This window comes from Peribacillus sp. FSL M8-0224, assembly GCF_038003055.1.
Classification (GTDB): Bacteria; Bacillota; Bacilli; order Bacillales; family DSM-1321; genus Peribacillus; species Peribacillus frigoritolerans.
Genome location: NZ_JBBOOJ010000001.1, coordinates 632,411 through 651,132 on the forward strand (window position 1 = coordinate 632,411; position 18,722 = coordinate 651,132).

The following is an 18,722-nucleotide window of genomic DNA, read 5'->3' on the forward strand; positions in this document are numbered from 1 at the left end:
CATTTTTTATCAACTCTTTTAAGCAGACTAAAATTAAAAATTATTTTGTTGAATATTTAATCCTTGATTAAATAAGAATATGCTTATACAATGATATTGGATAAACACATAAGCATATGATTATTTATTCGATTAGGCTAGGAGGGATAACATGCAAACGGATGAAGCGTTGGATATAGAAGCTACGGCAAACGTTCTTAAACTTTTAGGTGATAAAACACGTTTGACGATGGTGAAAATTATGTCTGAACATGAATGTTGTGTCTGTGAATTTGTAGACCTGTTTGATATGAGCCAACCTGCTATAAGCCAACATTTACGAAAGTTGAAAGATAGCGGAATTGTGAATGAAGCGAGGAGGGGGCAATGGATTTTTTATTCGTTAAATCAAACATCCGCGTATTACTCATTTATTCAAACGGTCATCAAGGATTTGCCAAGTCAAAACTTTAAATTAGAAGAATTAACTGCACAAGGAAAACGAATTTGTTGTGACTAACAAGGAGGAGAACATCAGTGGGTACAGTTATATTAGCGAGTATCATCTTTTTGCTGACGTTGACATTCGTCATCTGGCAACCCAAGGGATTGTCAATCGGCTGGTCAGCATGCGGGGGTGCGGTACTTGCCTTACTCGTTGGGGTTGTTGACTTCAACGATGTAATTACCGTTACGGGTATTGTATGGAACGCGACGTTGGCGTTCATTGCTATTATCATTATTTCTTTAATTTTAGATGAAATTGGTTTCTTTGAATGGGCAGCTCTACATATGGCGAGAGCCGCCAAAGGAAATGGAGTAAGAATGTTTGTGTATGTGAGTATTCTCGGAGCCCTAGTCGCTGCGTTCTTCGCAAATGACGGAGCCGCGCTCATCTTAACTCCGATTGTATTGGCGATGGTTCGAAACTTGAAGTTGGAAGAGAGAATGATCTTCCCATTTATCATCGCGAGTGGGTTTATAGCGGACACTACATCCTTACCGCTTGTGGTAAGTAATTTGGTCAACATTGTTTCTGCTGACTTTTTTGATATCGGGTTTATTGAGTTCGCATCTAGAATGATCGTTCCCAACCTGTTTTCATTAGTAGCTAGCATCCTGGTATTATATTTGTACTTCAGAAAGAGCATTCCTAAGAATTATGATATGGCTCAATTGAAGAAGCCAGTCGATGCCATTCGGGATGTAAAAATGTTTCGCCTGTCTGGGATTGTTTTAGGTGTTCTGTTGGTAGGCTATTTTATCAGTGAATTTTTCAACATTCCTGTATCCATCATTGCAGGTGTTATCGCCATTTTCTTCTTGTTTATGGCAAGACGGAGTCCAGCTGTTAATACCAAAACTGTTGTAAAAGGCGCACCATGGGCGATTGTGTTCTTCTCCATTGGAATGTATGTCGTGGTGTATGGATTGAGAAACGTTGGATTGACGAACATTTTAGCCGACCTTATACAAGTAACGGCTGATCAAGGATTATTCGCTGCTACTGTCGGGATGGGATTCATCGCCGCTATTCTTTCATCGCTTATGAATAACATGCCGACGGTCATGATAGACGCTCTTGCCATTTCCGACACGAATACAACAGGTGCCATAAGAGAAGCCTTGATTTATGCAAATGTCATCGGTTCCGACTTGGGACCAAAAATTACACCGATTGGTTCTTTGGCTACATTATTGTGGCTACATGTCCTTTCATTAAAAGGCGTGAAAATCTCATGGGGAACCTACTTTAAAACGGGTATCATCTTAACCATCCCAACATTGTTCATCACATTAGTTGGCTTATATATATGGTTGCTCATTATTCACTAAACACATCTTTTTACTCAAAGGAGAGAAACAACATGGCTAAAAAAACACTTTACTTCTTATGTACAGGTAACTCGTGCAGAAGTCAAATGGCTGAAGCATGGGGGAAGAAATATCTAGGAGACGAATGGCAAGTGCTAAGTGCAGGAATCGAAGCACATGGCTTAAATCCGAATGCCGTTAAAGCGATGAACGAGGTTGGAATGGATATTACCAATCAAACTTCCGATATCATTGACCCTGACATTTTAAATAATGCCGATTTTGTGGTCACATTATGTGGCGATGCGGCAGACAAATGTCCCATGACGCCACCGCATGTGAGACGTGAACATTGGGGCTTTGAAGATCCAGCAAAAGCGGAAGGAACAGATGAAGAAAAATGGGCTACCTTCCAACGTGTTCGTGATGAAATCGGAGAAAGAATTGAACGTTTCTCTAAAACGGGCGTATAAATAAAATTGAAAAGCCGCGAGTGATCTCTCGGCTTTCATTTTACCCAATGTATAAGTAAATGATTATATATGAAGAGGAGATGAGCAAGTGATGAAAGTTGAAATCTTTGATCCTGCCATGTGTTGTTCAACGGGGGTTTGTGGACCGAGTGTTGATCCTGAATTAACAAGAGTTGCATCTGCTGTTTATTCTTTGGAGAAAAAGGGGTTTGATATTCAACGATATCAATTAACCAATGATCCTGCCAAGTTCGCAGAAAACCCTGACATTAATAAAGCTTTACATGAAAAAGGACCTGATGCCTTGCCGATTATTTTAGTTAATAATCAGATTGTAAAAGAGGGAAGTTATCCAACGAACGAAGAGTTTGGAGAATGGTTTGAAGTAAAACCTGAAGAGTTAAATGAAAAGCCAAAAGCTCGTCTTTCCATTGATTTAAATCAACTGAAATAAGAAAGAAAGAAGGGGAAAAAGCATGTTTCAATCTTTCAATCCGAAGAATGTCATTCAAACACCCTTTTTATTTTTAACGGGTAAAGGAGGGGTAGGCAAAACTTCGACAGCCAGTGCCACCGCCGTTGCATTAGCCGATAGTGGGAAAAAGGTGTTGCTCATCAGCACAGACCCAGCTTCGAACTTACAAGATGTATTTGGAATCAGTCTAACCAATACACCAATAGCCGTACCTGGTGTTGATAATTTATTTGCTAGTAATTTAGATCCAGAAGCTTCAGCGAAAGCGTATCGTGACAAAGTGGTGGGTCCATATAAAGGGAAGCTACCTGATTCCGTCGTAGCCACCATGGAAGAACAATTATCAGGAGCATGTACGGTGGAGATTGCTGCATTTGATGAATTTTCCAATTTGTTGACTAATGTGGACATAGTCAATCAGTATGACCATATTATCTTTGACACCGCTCCAACTGGGCATACGTTAAGGCTTTTACAGCTTCCGACGGCATGGAGTGGATTCCTGGAAGAAAGCACACACGGTGCGTCATGCTTAGGTCCTTTATCAGGGTTGGCGGACAAGAAAGACCTTTATTCTAAAACCGTGGAGGTCCTTTCCAATCCAAGTAAAACCACACTAATCCTAGTAACAAGACCTGATGCCTCATCCCTTTTAGAAGCAGACCGTGCATCAAGTGAACTCAAAGAGATTGGCGTGAAAAACCAAATACTTATCGTGAATGGGCTTCTTCAGACACACCTTGAAGAAGATGAAGTGTCATCAGCCTTTTATCATCGCCAAAGAAACGCATTACAGCACATACCAGAACATTTAAAACAGATTGCTGTTTATTCGTTACCGTTTGTTTCTTTTTCCTTAACAGGGATAGACAATTTACGATATTTATTTAAACAATACACGATTCCATCAAAGATGGTGACATATGAAGATGACACAGCGAATCTTCCAAGATTGAATGAAATGATCACTGATTTCTCATCAAATAATACAAAGCTTATTTTCACAATGGGGAAGGGAGGAGTGGGGAAAACAACGGTGGCTTCCGCTATTGCCGTCGGTTTAGTTGAGAAGGGGCATCGTGTACACTTAACGACAACAGACCCCGCGGGGCACTTAAATTACCAATTTGAAAATGATCAATTCAATCAAAACTTAACAATAAGCAGCATTAATCCAAAAGAAGAAGTCGAAAAATACAAAGCAGCTGTCATAAAGAACGCAGGCCAAGATTTAGATGAAGAAGGACTCGCTTATTTAGAGGAAGATCTTAATTCCCCTTGTACGGAGGAAATAGCCGTATTCCGAGCCTTTGCTGAAGTAGTCGCTAAATCAGAAAATGAAATAGTCGTCGTTGATACGGCTCCAACGGGTCACACGTTGTTATTGTTGGATGCTGCACAGTCTTATAGTAAAGAGATTGCCAAGTCAACGGGTGAAGTCCCTGAGAGTGTAAAAAAATTACTTCCTCAAATTAGGAATGCAGAAGAAACTTCCGTCGTAATCGTCACACTTGCCGAAGCCACACCCGTGTTAGAAGCATCCCGATTACAAGATGATTTAAGAAGGGCAAATATCAACCCACAGTGGTGGGTAATTAATCAGAGTCTATATGCTACTAATACGGCAGACCCTGTATTAAGTGGGAAAGCAATGGCAGAAAAAGAATGGATTCATGAAGTTAAGGAAAAGTCATCTGAGAAATGTGTAATCATCCCTTGGATGCATGAGGAAAAGGTTGGGTATGAAAAGCTGAAAGATTACATTAACTAAACTGGTGGTGTATGGATATGAGTAAAGTTGTAATTCTAGGAACGGGTCCAGCAGGATTAACGGCTGCCATCTATTTGGCGAGAGCAAACATGAATCCTATTGTCATTGAAGGAGATCAACCAGGAGGACAGCTGACATTAACCACAGAGGTTGAAAACTTTCCTGGTTTTATTGATGGAATCATGGGAACAGAATTAATGGATAACATGAGAAAACAAGCAGAGCGATTTGGAGCAGAATTTAAAAGAGGTTGGGTTACGGATGTTGATTTTTCAAAAAGACCATTTCGTTTACAAGTAAATGGTTTGGGAGAAATCGAGACGGAATCCCTCATCCTTTCGACAGGTGCTTCCGCGAAACTTTTGAATATACCAGGAGAGAAAGAAAACATTGGCAAGGGGGTTAGTACCTGTGCTACATGTGATGGATTCTTCTTTCGAGGCAAAAAAGTTGTTATCGTTGGTGGCGGGGATTCTGCCATGGAAGAAGCAAATTTCTTAACGAAGTTTGCAAGTGAAGTAATCATTGTTCATAGAAGAGACGAACTTCGCGCTTCAAAGATCATGCAGGACCGCGCACGAGAAAATTCGAAAATAGTCTGGGAACTTAATAAAGCCCCGCTCGAAGTTATGGCTGGTGAAAACGGCGTAACAGGCTTGAAAGTGAAAAATAATGAAACCAATGCCGAGGAAATCATTGAAACAGAGGGCATCTTTGTTGCCATTGGGCACACACCAAATACTTCATTCTTAAAGGGTCAAGTAGATACCGATGATGTGGGATACATCAACGTAATCCCTGGCACTACTGAAACCAATATTCCTGGGGTTTTTGCCTGCGGAGATGTGCAAGATAAAAAATACCGTCAAGCAATTACGGCTGCGGGTACTGGTTGTATGGCAGCTTTAGATGCTGAGAGATATTTAGAAGGAAACGTTGTACATGATTGGAGTAAGTCACTTTAATTGGAGGATCTATATAATGACAACAAAGACTTATCATGAATTAATTAAAGATCGCATTTACATCGGTGGCGCAGATGATGTGAAAGACATGATGGAAAATGAGAAAGCCGATATTATTTTTGATTTGCGTGCAGAAGCACCTGGCGAGACGGAGTATAACCGCATGCATAGTCCCATTGTCGATGATGCTGAACACCAAGATGAATCCATTAAAACGTCGATCGCTCATGTCGTAAAAGCATATAATGAAGGAAAGAAAGTGTATTTTCATTGTGCTGGAGGAAGCAATCGTACGGGAACTGTTGCCGTTGGAACCTTGTTGACTTTGGGTGAGGCAAAGTCCATTGAAGAAGCAGAGGAAATGGCTAAGTCAGCACGTCCTAAAATTAAGGTGAAACCAGAAATGAAGGAAGCATTAAAAAGAATATTTCCTAATGCATAGGAAAGAAATGGGGAGGATTTAATATGAAAATTACAGATGGTGCAAAAGAATTACTTGAAAACTTTTTAAATGAAAAAGGTGCAGGAGGGATTCGTCTTACTTCTGTTGCTGGTTGTTGTGGACCACAATTTACCATATCTTTAGATGAACCGCAGGAATCTGACAATATTAAAACTATTAACGGAATCAAAGTGGCTATCGATTCACAAATTACTGGAACTGATGAATTAACATTAGACAAAGAAGAAAATCAAGAAGGTGCGGGGTTAGTTTTATTAGGTGCAAGTAACTGCTGTTAAATAAATTTCTTTTTATAGGAAAGGGAGTCGATGACTTCCTTTTTCTATTTTCTTAATAATTATGACATTCTTTAACATATATAAATATACACCAATACCATGCATCTTGATAAGAAAGGCGAGGGGAACTTCTTTGCCCGCATTTTGAAGTGAATTGACAAAAAATTCCGTATGGAATACTATTAAGTTAAACATATCGTATAAACCCGATATATAAAAAAGAAAAAGAGGAATGAGTCTTGATTAATGAAGAAATACATCATTTTTTCAAAGCACTAGCTAGTGAGAAGAGACAAGAAATTATGTTTTTATTTCTAAACAGGAGCGAAGTAACGGTAAACCAAGTTTCTGAATTAGTTGGGATTGGTCAATCAACATCTTCCGAGCAACTAGCTATATTAAAAAAAGCGGGTCTTCTGTCTTCGCGTAAAGAAGGAAAAGAAGTATTTTACTTCACTGATAACAATAAAATTATGGAGTTATTACAAAACTTAAATCAATTACTGATGGATTGTTGTAAATGAACATGTAGGAGGAAGCTATATGTTCATTTTTTTAAATAACATATCGTTAAATAACGATATGAAAAAGGGGATTATAATATGAAGAATCATTTTGATAGCATCGTGATTGGAGCAGGGCAGGCAGGATTAGCCTCTGCTTACCACTTACAAAAACAGGGATTAACATACCTTGTTCTTGAAACTGATAATCAAATTGCTGGCTCTTGGTCTAAATACTATGATAGCTTAAAATTATTTTCGCCTGCACGTTATTCATCACTTCCTAAATTAAGATTCCCAGGAGATTCAAGTCGCTATCCATCCAAAGACGAAGTGATTTCTTATCTAAACGAATATGCTAAACATTTCAATTTGAACATTCGTACTGGAGAAAAGGTAACGGTTGTTCGGAAAGTTAGCGGTGTCTTCACAATTGTAACCGCAAGAGGGAATGTATTTTATACGAAAACGGTCATTTCAGCAGCTGGGGCTTTTGCATATCCTAATCTGCCCCTAATAGAAGGAAGTGATCGATTCAAAGGCAAAATCATACACTCAAGCCAATACAAAAATGTAGATGAGTATAAGAATAAAAGAGTAGTGGTAGTTGGAGGAGGTAATTCTGCTGTGCAAATTGCCTTTGAATTAGCAAAAGTATCAAAGGTATCCCTTGCTACACGAAAACCTATTTCTTTTAAACCACAAAGGATATTAGGGAAAGACATTCACTTTTGGTTGAAAATAACTGGATTTGATACGTTGTTTTACGGGAGAAAGTTCGCGATGGATACTTCAGTAATGGATACAGGAATTTATAAAGAAGCGATTTTAAAAAACAAGATCGAATGTAAAAACATGTTTATTAACTATACAGAAGAAGGGATCGTATGGAGTGATGGTAGAAGGGAAAAAGTGGACTCGGTCATTTATGCAACTGGTTATCGTCCTCATGTGAGTTATCTAACATCACTTAAAAATGCAATAGGCTCCAACGGTTCCCCATTACAAAATAAAGGAATTAGTACCACTATCGATGGATTATATTTTGTAGGAATTTCAGGACAACGATCATTTTCTTCTGCAACCATTCGAGGAGTCGGAGTGGATGCGAAATATGTGATTAAAGAAGTAAAAAAATTAATAAAGGACAAAGGCAATTAATATTATTACATGGACACTTTAAGCTGGTACCCAAACTATAAAGAGGTAAATGACGAAATTCACAACAAACAACTTGACCTAATATCGGAAGTGAAAACAGATCTGAAGATGAAAAGCTAGGCCGTGGTGATAGCTGCCGAAAAGGGTAGAGTTATTCATTTAAAATGAATAACTCCAATGTGTTAGGATTGAACCGCTTTATTGGAATCTTGGCTGGGCATCCTACTGGCATCAGCGCATTATCCGTGAATTGGATCTATCCTCGGGGGAAGCGATTGAATTCGCTAAACTGAACGCAGGTGTCGTGCAGCCTTCACGGACCAGCATCAATCCTTATTATCTAGGATTGAAAGTGCTTGAAGATATTGAAGAACGCTATGATAATCCGACCGAAGAAATGATTAGGCTCGGCGTCAAGCCAGGATCTGGCCGGGAAAAGATGTTCGAAGTCAGGGAAATCGAATCGGATATTTCCTTTCTCCGCAATTATTTGACGAAGGATCTTGTCATGCGGGAGGATATGTACCTTTTCCAAAAGCAGGGGAAGGATTATAAAATCGTCGATAAGGCATGGGAACATGTTCGTGATCAACTTGTGAGCATGAGGGTTAACGGAGGTTTCCCTTATATCACAGTTAACGATGGGGACTTCATGCGTAATGGGGAACTTTATCTAAAACATTGGTATGAAGATATTGAGCTGGATCTGAAATATCTCGAAAAAGTCATGCCATATATCCATCAGCTTTGGGGCCGCTCCGTGCATATGGAATCAGTCATAGAAGGAAAAGAAGTCCTGTTTTCCTATGATGGAAAAGGCATTCACCGGAAATATTTATAAAGTTGATAAAACTGCCGGTCACTCGGCAGTTTTCTTGTTTCAAGTTAAAAATCAGGGAATATGTCGATGTCATGTCTATCGATAAATTACTGTGAAAAACAAATATTGGGTTGGAGGTTATGCCTGTTAAACATCCCTAATAAAATTGAATTTGGTCAAATAAATGCAAATTACTTAAATTAAATCTTCAATACAATGAATAATGAGTTTGAAATGGAATCCGTCGTGCGTTCTCTGAAATAACTTAATGGTCGAATGCTGAAGTCTTCCCTATGTTGTACTACTACTTGGGATATTAAAAAAGGGATGGTGAAGGAAAACCATTGACGTAGTAGCCTGAATTTGGATGCAATAATTTTAATTGAAGTTATAACAAATGCTATTTGTGGATGGTTAACGGTTCGTTAGCTTAATATCGAACCTGTCTTTAAGGCAGTTTTTTTAAAAATATTATTATTGTAAAAAAATGAGATATCTCTTATCAAGAAACATCTCATAAATATCTATTCTTTAAATTTTAACAATCTCATGGCATTTAAAATAACAATTAAGGCTGCACCTGTATCACTTAACACAGCTATCCATAGTGTAAGCCAACCTGGGAAGATGAATACTAACGCAAGGACTTTAATAATGATAGAGAACCAAATATTTTGTTTAATAATCGTTAAAGCTTTTTTACTTAACTTCATTGTATGGGATAATTTATCAAGGTTATCAGCCATTAAAACAATATCAGCTGTTTCCATCGCGGTATCAGTTCCTGCACCACCCATAGCAATACCTAAATCTGCTGTTGCAAGTGCTGGCGCATCATTAATACCGTCGCCAACCATGGCCACCTTATGACCTTCATTTTGTAATTTCTTTATGGCATCTACTTTATCCTCTGGCAATAAGTCCGCGAAATAACGATTAACATTCGCTTCAAAAGCAATCATTTTAGCGGTTCCTTCATTATCTCCAGTCAACATAACCGTTTGATTAACTCCACTTTGTTTTAATGCTTCTAAAGCTGATGCTGAAGTGTCCCGTATTGTATCTGAAACAGCAATAACTCCGATAACTTGAGTTTGTGTCCCTATTATAACTACTGTTTTCCCTTTGTTCTGTATTTCATGAATATGTTTTTTTATATCCTCTAAATCTACATTCATTTCTTCGAATAGCTTTAGATTACCTGCGTAAAAAATATCTCCTTGAATTGTTGCTTGAACACCTTTTCCTACAATACTTTTGTATAACTCACCATTTTTAGGTTGGATTCCTTTTTCGTTGCCGTAACGAACAATCGATTTGGCAATAGGATGTGTTGAGAAACCTTCTAGTGTTAATGCTATGGACAGTAATGTTTCTTCTGATACGTTTATCGACTTAATTTCTGATACTTGAGGCTTTCCTTCCGTTAAAGTTCCTGTTTTATCAAATGCAATGGCCGTGATGGCACCTGCTTTTTCTAAAAACGTTCCGCCCTTAATTAATATTCCGTTCTTTGCGGCGTTTCCAATAGCTGATACGATCGCAACAGGAGTAGAAATGACTAAAGCACAAGGACAAGCTACAACAAGTATTTCAAGTCCTTTATAAAACCACTCTCCCCAAGTGCCAAATCCAAGTAGTGAAGGTACAACCATTACTGCCAATGCTAAAATAAATACAACAGGTGTATATATACTTGCAAACTTATCTACAAATGCTTCTGTTGGTGCTTTTTGTTCTTGTGCTTCTTCAACTAAGTGAATAATTTTTGATATAGTCGTATCTTCCACTAACTTAGTGACCCTAATCTCAAGAGAACCATTTTCATTTATGGTTCCTGCGTATACTGTATCACCAATATTCTTATCGATAGGAATGGATTCTCCTGTAATGGGTGCCTGATTTACACTTGATTCACCTTGAATGATTTCACCGTCTAATGGAATTTTATCGCCTGGTTTGACAAAGATAATATCACCGACATTTATTTCTTCAACTGGTTTTTTGATGATTTCTGAGCCTACATAGATCCAAGCTTCAGGGGGAGCTAAATCCATAAGATTACGAATCGAATTCCTTGTTCGTTCAATTGATTTTGTTTGTAGTAAATTGCCGATTGCAAATAACCAAACAACGGTAGCGCCTTCAAGCCATTCACCGATTAGTGCAGCTCCAATAGCCGCAACAGACATGAGGACATTCATATCCAGTGAACGACTTTTTATTGCATAGAATGCACTTTTAACTGGCTTAGCCCCACTTATCACCATTGCAATGGCGTACAGTATTGAGGACATCGTGGTAGAAACTCCATTAAATGAACCGATAAAGCCAAGAGCGATTAGTACACCAGATAAGATGACTAAACCATTTTCGTTTTTATTTTTATGGGTCTGTATCGACTGGTTTTTTGATGGTAAGGAAGCTTTAAAACCGATTTTAGAAACTTCGGTCATAATATCTTCAACACTATTGGAATGTTCGATTTTCATTTTTCCAGTCGAGAAATTAACGCTGACATTTTTAACCGATGGAAGGGTATTTAAGTGGTTTTCAATGCTCTTAGCACAACTACCACAATCCATTCCTTCAATTTCAAATGTTTTGATATTCCCATTTTGATTTAAAGGTTCAATAGAAAATCCAAGTTTTTCGATTTCACTCTCAATCGGGATAAAGGCATCAGCGTTAGTGGCAGCAACTTGCATTTTCGCTGTGCTGTAATTAACTTTTACTTCAGCTATATCCTTTAATGTGCTTAAACCTTTTTCAATGGTTTTTGCACAAGCAGGACAATCCATTCCATGAACTCTATATGCCATCTTCTCGCAAGGAGGAAGAGAATTCGAGATTGTATCTTTTGTCTGTTGATCATTACTACTACAACAGTTTGTTTTCAAGGTAATTTTCTCTTCTGTTGTTTCACTGTTACAACAAGCATTAGTTTTTTGCTTATTGTCACTTGTTGGGGAAGGGCTACAACAGCTTATTTTTTCTTGTTCATTAACGGTTTCCTTTGATGAATTACTGCTACAACAATTATTTTTTACTTGAATTAAAATAGGTAATGGATTATTACCATTTACTGAAATATTGTTACTTGAACAACAACTTGAATTCTCTAGTTTTGCAATGGATTCATCAGACGCGCTACAACCATTTTCCTTTTTATTTTCATTCATTTTATTTGAGCCACAACATTGGTCATCCAATTTAAATCACCCCTAATCGATATGACGATCGCAACATGCAACATCATTTTGAACATCTCCAAGAACTGTATCAAACATCGTTAATAAATCCCGTATATGTTGATTTCGTAAACTGTAATAGCTGTATTTTCCTTCATTCCTCCCCACAATAATTCCACAACCTTTTAAACACGCAAGATGTTGAGAAATATTAGATTGATTACCGCTAATCTCTTCTACAATTTGGGAAACCGTTTTTTCTTGAATTTTTATACATTCGAGGATTTGAATCCTTGTTTTATTTGAAAATCCATGGATTAGTTTAACCTTCATATCGATATCAATATTTTGCATATATTTACCTCCGAACATATTAGACAGGGCTAATGTGTTTTGTTATTATCATATTAGCAATACCTAATATGTGTGTCAAACAATGTTAAATGATTACATAATTAATGAAAAGGAGTTCATTGAATGACTAAAAAGGTTTCAGTATTATTTTTGATCCTGTACTTTTTATGTTCTAATCAAGCATTCGCACACACTTCATTGAAAGAGTCAACACCTAAAGAGGGTGAAGTAATAGCACAACCCATTCAAGAGGTAACTTTAATTTTTGGAACGAAAGTTGAACAGACAAGTAAAATCAATGTTTTAAATTCAAACGGAGAATCTATTCCACTTGGGAATTTCGTAATCGAAGACGATGAAATGTGGGCTACTTTCTTTCAGCCTTTAGAGAACGGAGATTATAAAGTTAACTGGACGATAATAGGGGGAGATGGACATCCGATAGATGGTCATTTTTCTTTCACTGTTAATGATCCTATGGCTGAAACTCCTTCGAAAGAGCAAAAGAAAGAGACTGCACAAGTTAAAGAAAAAGAAGTAATTACGCCAGCAAAACATGAAACTGAACAAAATAAAATGCAGTCTTACATAATACCATTAACCATAGGTGTTTTATTATTTATCGTTATAGGCAGTTTTTTGTGGTTAATGAGGAGGAAAAAGTGAAAAATGATCGTCTTGGGTGAAATTAGTGAGGCATTATTATTTCTTTGCTTTCCCTTCTAACAGGTAGCTTTCTTTTATATCTTTTTGCCAAGGCATTATCGTCCAGAAATAAACGGATCAAAGGATGTTTTAATGTTGGGGACTGGTTTGATTTTCGAAAGAAGTTATTTAACTGTTAGTTAAGTATCCAATAAGATTATAAGTTTAGAAAATAATTTCAAAGAGGTGTAAGGATGATGAAAAGTAAAAATCCACCATTTAAAATTGCAGTAATTCTAACATTAGCCGTATTTGTTTTATTGGCTGCATTAGTCATCGTTAACAATATGAAATCTAAATCAAATAGTGAAACAACGTATGATAAACAGCCACCAATAGAAGGTCAACCTACTTTAGGTGAAGCTGATGCTCCGATAACAGTAGTGGAATTCGGTGATTTTAAATGCCCTTCTTGTAAAGCCTGGGGGGAAACCATTTATCGACAATTAATGAGTGATTATGTAGACACGGGCAAAGTGAAGTTTTCGTATATCAATGTGTTATTTCATGGGGATGAATCCAAACTAGGTTCATTGGCTGGAGAAGCAGTTTATAAACAAAACCCAGAAAGTTATTGGATATTCCATAAAGAGTTATTTAAAGCACAACCAAGTGAGAATCACGACGGATTATGGATAACAAATGAGAAAATTTTAGAAATAGCAAAGACTATTCCTGAAATTGATGTACAACAATTAAAAAACGATTTAGAGAACCAAACGGGTTTAGAAGAAGTAAATAAGGATGAAAAATTAGTTGAAGAGTTTAAAGTACAATCTACCCCAAGTATCATGGTTAACGGTACGATGCTCGAAGACCCCTTTGACTATAAAAAGATTACAAGCCTTATAGATAAAGAGTTTGAGGATAGTAAATGATGAAAGAAAGGGCAAGAAGGCCAAATAATAATCAGTTATTTCTTTATATGGCGTGGTTAGTTTCTGTTGTGGCAACGTTGGGGAGTTTATACTTTAGTGAAATTCGTGGGTTTATTCCTTGTGAACTATGTTGGTATCAGCGTATATTGATGTACCCATTAGCCTTAATTCTTGGAATTGGTACTTTCCAAAATGACGCTTCGGTAAAAAGATTTATATTACCCATGGCGATAATTGGTTGGTGTATTTCTCTTTTCCACTACCTCGAACAAAAAGTTCCAGGGTTTGCCGAATTAAAACCATGCGTAAGTGGTGTTCCTTGTAGTGCAGAATATATTAACTGGCTTGGCTTTATCACTATTCCATTTTTAGCATTATCAGCTTTTACTTTGATTATCGTGTTCATGCTTTTGATAAAAAAACCAAAAAAAGATTAAAGATAAAAGGCAATCCGATATGGTGAAGAGCTTGAAAAAGCATACATCAGATATGGGCGCTACTCTAATTGTCACACTCAACAGCCTACGACTTCTCAGATTAAAAGACAAATAACAGAGGGCTCCCATGAGGGAGCCTATTTTGATTGGAGGGGAAAGCAATGAATAACATGTGGAATAAATTTATTTATAAATGTTGGTCGCCCTTTTACGATTATGTCTTTAATGCTGGTTTGTTTTTAAAAGCAAGAAAAGAAATCTTTCATGAAGTTAGCTTGGACAAGGGAAGTAAAGTTCTTGTAGTCGGTGTTGGAACGGGAGCGGACCTACCTTACCTACTCCATAAGGGATATGAGATTACGGCTATTGACTACTCGGGTGATATGTTAAAACAGGCACAAGGGAAATATGCGGATCAATCCATAACGTTTAAAGAAATGGATGCACAGCAATTGGACTTTGAGAACGAAACATTTGATTTTATTGTTGCCAACTTAATTCTTACGGTAGTACCTGATGCGGAAAAAACGATTAAGGAAATGGTACGGGTATTAAAGAAGAATGGCAGTTTTCTCGTGTTTGATAAGTTTGTGCCAAAAGGAAAAAAAATAAGGACGGGTCAGAGAGTATTACGTCCCATACTAAAAGGAATGGGAACCGATATCGGAATGGACTTTTATGATGTTTTCAAAATTGTCGAAAACGCCTGCGAAATTATAGAGGATAAGGATGTTATGATGAATGGGTTGTATAGAAAAATAACAGCTAACAAGAAAGGATAGATCATAAGAATGAAAAAGATACTCTTTATGTTGATGTGTATGTTCCTATCCATTCCTACCATAGCCAATGCACATACGGAACTTTCTTCCTCCAACCCTAAAGAAGGGGAAATGGTTACCGAGGAACTGGATGAAATCGTTCTAGACTTTGCAGGAGCTATTGAGGAATTAAGCACTATGAAACTCATGAAAGATGGAGAAGAAGTTTCACTTTCTCAAGTTCAGGTACAAGACAAGAAAATGGTTGGAACACCTTCTGCTCCTCTTGAAAATGGTTCGTATATCATTGACTGGACTATTGCAGGGGAGGATGGGCATCCCATTTCTGGCAAGGTTTCATTCAGTGTACAAATAGAAGACATGCACGAAGAAAAAGAAGCGGCACAACCAAAAGCAGAAGAAAACAAACAACAAAATGAACAGCAGGATAAAGAAGCGGTGCAGAAGGAAGATCAAACCTCATCCAATCCAGTAACAACCATCGTCACCGTCCTTCTTTTTGTCATTTTGGGCTTAGGTCTAGTTTTGCTGTTTAGGAAGAAGCGCAAATGATGAATATGCTTATCCCTTTTGCTGAATTTGGAAACTATATATTGTTTTCCATACTTGCTGGGCATGTGGCGTTACAATTTGTACCAGAAGAAAAAAAGCCAGTGATTAGGATACCGAAACCTGTTTTGCTTCTTTCTACTTTGGGTATTATAATTTTCACATTAGGACCCATTGTTCAAGTCATCTCCTTTTTTAAGGAAGGTATTGGGTTACAACAAGCCACCTTGTCCGCCTTTACTGATTTTCAGGTAGGAAAAGCCTGGACGTTCATAGGTTTTATGGCGACGTTATTATGGATGACTATCCATGTACAAGGATCAAGATATTTACAGGCGTTGTTGTTATTACTGATGTTCCTTGGAGTGGGTTATGCTAGCCATAGTGCATCGTTGTCATTTTGGTCGGGATTGTTCTCTCACACGACACATTTTCTTATTGTCTCATTATGGACAGGCATACTCATCCATGTTTCTTGGTTCTCAAAGAAGCAGTCCAATTGGTTAAGGTTTTTGCGATGGTTTACACCATTTGCTCTTGCCTGTTTAGTCATCATATTAATAAGTGGGTTTATCATAATGTTTTCTTTTGTGGAACCACAGGATTATATGAAATCTTGGGTCCTGCCTTACGGGCAGATGCTCCTTCTTAAACACATAAGTATCATACCTGTTATCGCTTTTGCATTTGTTAACGGCTATCTTGTAAAAAAAGCATTGTATCTTTCATCCTTCAACCCACGTCCGTGGTTAATAGGTGAAACCATTTTACTGATGATTGTTTTCTATTTTACAGGAGTATTAGGGACGCTCATGCCTCCTCATGAAATTGATATTACAGTAAGTTCCGAAGGAGCCTCCCCTTGGGTAGAATGGTTATTAAGCAAAGATATTGTTGCTCCGTTGCACATACAGTTCATCCCGTCTCTTCAAACCATCTTGTTAATGATAATTTCGCTCGTGTTTTTGTCGATGATTGTTGTAAGTTTTAGAAAAACAAAACCCTATTTAGGAATCGTGTTCGGAATAAGTTTTATTGCGGCCTTATATATGGGATTGATGCTATCCATTGCAATATAAAAGGTTGATTCACGCATGAATTAAGAATGAGAAATTCACTTAGTAGTAACCAAATCTTATTCGCTGTTGCGGAAAACAAATGACATGGCCTTTAGATGCCCCGCAAGAATTAGATGCTATCCAGAACATTAACGGAATTAAAGTGGCAATAGATTTTTTAAATTGCTTCAACTGAGGAATTTACATTAGACAAGGAAGAAAATCAAGATGGTGTTGGCTTAGTATTATTAGGTGGTAGCAGTTGTTGCTGAGGTAATATAAGAGGGGGTAGCTTTTCACTTCGGTGAATAGCTACCCCCTAATTTTTTTTACAAAAGAATTATCGGAATATTAACAAGAGTTTTACAATCAATTAATTTAATTCATACACAGGTTCCTTATAATTCAACTGTTGATTATATACATAGGAGGAACGTGAACATGAAATCTCGTGATAAGAAGAAAGCTATTCCTTTAATCGCAACAACACTTCTTGTAACCACAGCTTTTACAACCCAACCTTTTATCAAGGATAATGATCAAAAAACACAAGCAAAAGAATTTTCAAAAGAAGAAAAAAAGCAGAATAGGGCTACATGGCTCGCAGGGGATCATCATATTCATAGTGAATGGAGTGTAGGCTGGGACAACACCAAAAACCCTCCTGAACCAATCAAAGGTGGAGATGCTATATACCCAACCGTCAAAAATGCTCAAAATGCACATAAATATGGACTTGATTGGATGGTTACGACGGATCATGGTGGACCGAACCATTCCAAGGTGAATTTAGAGCAAGCATACCCTGAATTGTTGAAATCTCGTCAAGCAGTTCCAGAAGTTCTTCAGTTCTATGGAATGGAATTTGATACGCCTGCTGCCGATCACAGTTCAATTATCATTCCAAAAGGTGATAATGAATCAAAAACACTTTATGACATAGAAAGTAAGTTTAATAAGCGTGAGCCGTATCCAAATGATGGTAGCCGAGATACGGAATCCACTATGATCGATGCCCTTAACTATATGAAGCAAATGGACGAGCCTCCAATTCAAATTGCACATCACCCTTCTCGTTCAGCAACAGGTGATGGTGAGTGGGGGCAGGATACACCGCAGGAATTCCGTAATTGGAACGACACAGCGCCGAACATTTCCATCGGTATGGAAGGTGCTCCTGGCCACCAAGCTTCCGCTATCAATTCAGACGGCTCGCTTGACCCTAAAGGTGCCCGAGGATCATATGGAAACGAAAACGCCCCAACCATGGGCGGATTTGATCAAATGACAGCTAAAGTTGGCGGTTTATGGGATTCCATGCTAGGTGAAGGAAGACACTGGTGGATTACCGCTACTTCTGACTCGCATGTTAACTGGCGTGATGGGGGAAGCGACTTCTGGCCTGGAGAATACTCAAAAACGTATGTAAAAGCAGAGAAAGACTACAAAGACATCATGGAAAGCCTTCGTAATGGTAAAGTATTCGTAGCAACAGGTGACCTCGTCTCTGAATTAGATGTTAAAGCTCAAGCTGGAGGAAAATCACGCTGGTACTCTAAATCCAAAGGAAATTCGGCCTCTATTGGGGAAACTCTTACATTACCAGGTAAGAAGTCTAAGGATGTAACAGTCACAGTTCGAATAAAAGATCCTAATGCTGCGAATTCTCATGGAGATCAACCAAAAGTAAAACGGGTCGACTTAATTGTAGGAGAGGTGACTGGAAAAGTGGAAGACCGCTCAACCGCTGCCAATCCGACAACAAAAGTCGTCAAACGTTTTACTGAGAAAGATTGGAAGCAACGTGGCGAATATATCGAGATTTCCTATACGTTAAAGGATGTTGATAAAGATAGTTATATCCGTTTACGTGGAACGAGTACAGACCAGTTAGAGCCAGAAAAAGACCCTAAGGGAGAAAACCCATGGACAGATCTTTGGTTCTACTCGAACCCAATATTTATCAAGTCCACAAAGTAAATGTGAAGAGAAAAAATGGGCGAGGAGCATCATTACTCCTCGTCTTTGCTATAATCCTAAAACATCAGAGAAAGAAACAATCGGA

19 protein-coding genes and 1 pseudogene are annotated in these 18,722 nt (G+C 37.9%); 18 read left to right on the forward strand and 2 right to left on the reverse strand.

All coding sequences use genetic code 11. From position 1 onward, the window contains the following. Positions 1-151: 151 nt before the first annotated feature. From MKX49_RS03045 to MKX49_RS03095, 11 genes and pseudogenes are all read left to right on the forward strand, one after another. A complete protein-coding gene (locus tag MKX49_RS03045; protein ID WP_340874862.1) occupies positions 152-499 on the forward strand; it encodes an ArsR/SmtB family transcription factor in 348 nt (115 codons plus the stop codon). 17 nt (positions 500-516) lie between these two features. Next, on the forward strand, positions 517-1,815 hold the full coding sequence (locus MKX49_RS03050) for an arsenic transporter (RefSeq protein WP_252269692.1): 1,299 nt from the start codon (positions 517-519) through the stop codon (positions 1,813-1,815). Between the two features lie 32 nt (positions 1,816-1,847). Then, complete coding sequence (arsC, locus tag MKX49_RS03055) at positions 1,848-2,267, forward strand: arsenate reductase (thioredoxin) (protein ID WP_340874866.1); 420 nt, start codon at positions 1,848-1,850, stop codon at positions 2,265-2,267. 88 nt (positions 2,268-2,355) lie between these two features. Beyond that, positions 2,356-2,721 carry an arsenite efflux transporter metallochaperone ArsD gene (gene arsD, locus MKX49_RS03060; protein ID WP_340874868.1) on the forward strand — a complete coding sequence of 122 codons (366 nt, stop codon included), beginning with the start codon at positions 2,356-2,358 and terminating at the stop codon, positions 2,719-2,721. A 22-nt stretch (positions 2,722-2,743) separates the two neighbouring features. Continuing rightward, the gene (gene arsA, locus MKX49_RS03065; protein ID WP_340874869.1) at positions 2,744-4,513 is read left to right on the forward strand and encodes an arsenical pump-driving ATPase; all 1,770 of its coding nucleotides are present in this window, start codon (positions 2,744-2,746) and stop codon (positions 4,511-4,513) included. Between the two features lie 17 nt (positions 4,514-4,530). Next, positions 4,531-5,478, forward strand: a complete 948-nt coding sequence (gene trxB, locus MKX49_RS03070; protein ID WP_340874871.1) for a thioredoxin-disulfide reductase — start codon at positions 4,531-4,533, stop codon at positions 5,476-5,478. 16 nt (positions 5,479-5,494) lie between these two features. Further along, positions 5,495-5,920, forward strand: coding sequence for a protein-tyrosine phosphatase family protein (locus MKX49_RS03075; RefSeq protein ID WP_340874874.1), 426 nt, complete (start codon positions 5,495-5,497; stop codon positions 5,918-5,920). A 23-nt stretch (positions 5,921-5,943) separates the two neighbouring features. Beyond that, positions 5,944-6,219, forward strand: a complete 276-nt coding sequence (locus tag MKX49_RS03080; protein ID WP_340874875.1) for an adhesin — start codon at positions 5,944-5,946, stop codon at positions 6,217-6,219. A 239-nt stretch (positions 6,220-6,458) separates the two neighbouring features. Beyond that, positions 6,459-6,743, forward strand: a complete 285-nt coding sequence (locus MKX49_RS03085; RefSeq protein ID WP_340874877.1) for an ArsR/SmtB family transcription factor — start codon at positions 6,459-6,461, stop codon at positions 6,741-6,743. 78 nt (positions 6,744-6,821) lie between these two features. Next, the gene (locus tag MKX49_RS03090; RefSeq protein WP_340874879.1) at positions 6,822-7,883 is read left to right on the forward strand and encodes a flavin-containing monooxygenase; all 1,062 of its coding nucleotides are present in this window, start codon (positions 6,822-6,824) and stop codon (positions 7,881-7,883) included. Between the two features lie 205 nt (positions 7,884-8,088). Further along, positions 8,089-8,724 (forward strand): annotated as a pseudogene (locus MKX49_RS03095) (SpoVR family protein); the annotation flags it as partial. A gap of 503 nt (positions 8,725-9,227) precedes the next feature. Here the strand turns inward: MKX49_RS03095 and MKX49_RS03100 are convergent. Beyond that, on the reverse strand, positions 9,228-11,885 hold the full coding sequence (locus MKX49_RS03100) for a heavy metal translocating P-type ATPase (RefSeq protein ID WP_340878456.1): 2,658 nt from the start codon (positions 11,883-11,885) through the stop codon (positions 9,228-9,230). 42 nt (positions 11,886-11,927) lie between these two features. Continuing rightward, positions 11,928-12,248 carry an ArsR/SmtB family transcription factor gene (locus MKX49_RS03105; RefSeq protein WP_340874881.1) on the reverse strand — a complete coding sequence of 107 codons (321 nt, stop codon included), beginning with the start codon at positions 12,246-12,248 and terminating at the stop codon, positions 11,928-11,930. Between the two features lie 123 nt (positions 12,249-12,371). Here MKX49_RS03105 and MKX49_RS03110 point away from each other — a divergent pair, with 123 nt between their 5' ends. The 7 genes from MKX49_RS03110 (at position 12,372) to MKX49_RS03140 (ending at position 18,637) form a co-directional block, all read left to right on the forward strand. Next, positions 12,372-12,914, forward strand: coding sequence for a copper resistance CopC family protein (locus tag MKX49_RS03110; protein ID WP_340874883.1), 543 nt, complete (start codon positions 12,372-12,374; stop codon positions 12,912-12,914). Between the two features lie 233 nt (positions 12,915-13,147). After that, positions 13,148-13,831, forward strand: coding sequence for a DsbA family protein (locus MKX49_RS03115; RefSeq protein ID WP_340874885.1), 684 nt, complete (start codon positions 13,148-13,150; stop codon positions 13,829-13,831). Continuing rightward, positions 13,831-14,268: a disulfide oxidoreductase gene (locus tag MKX49_RS03120; RefSeq protein ID WP_340878457.1), complete on the forward strand. Its 438-nt coding sequence runs from the start codon at positions 13,831-13,833 to the stop codon at positions 14,266-14,268. The genes MKX49_RS03115 and MKX49_RS03120 overlap by 1 nt, the downstream gene beginning before the upstream one ends. Before the next feature lie 161 nt (positions 14,269-14,429). Beyond that, positions 14,430-15,050, forward strand: coding sequence for a class I SAM-dependent methyltransferase (locus MKX49_RS03125; protein WP_340874887.1), 621 nt, complete (start codon positions 14,430-14,432; stop codon positions 15,048-15,050). 9 nt (positions 15,051-15,059) lie between these two features. Next, positions 15,060-15,602 (forward strand): copper resistance CopC family protein, encoded by a 543-nt coding sequence (locus MKX49_RS03130; protein ID WP_340874890.1) that lies wholly within the window; start codon positions 15,060-15,062, stop codon positions 15,600-15,602. Next, entirely contained in the window at positions 15,599-16,678 is a 1,080-nt protein-coding gene (locus tag MKX49_RS03135) for a copper resistance D family protein (protein ID WP_340874893.1), read from the forward strand. The genes MKX49_RS03130 and MKX49_RS03135 overlap by 4 nt, the downstream gene beginning before the upstream one ends. Before the next feature lie 420 nt (positions 16,679-17,098). Further along, entirely contained in the window at positions 17,099-18,637 is a 1,539-nt protein-coding gene (locus tag MKX49_RS03140) for a phosphoesterase (RefSeq protein ID WP_340874895.1), read from the forward strand. Positions 18,638-18,722: the final 85 nt, after the last annotated feature.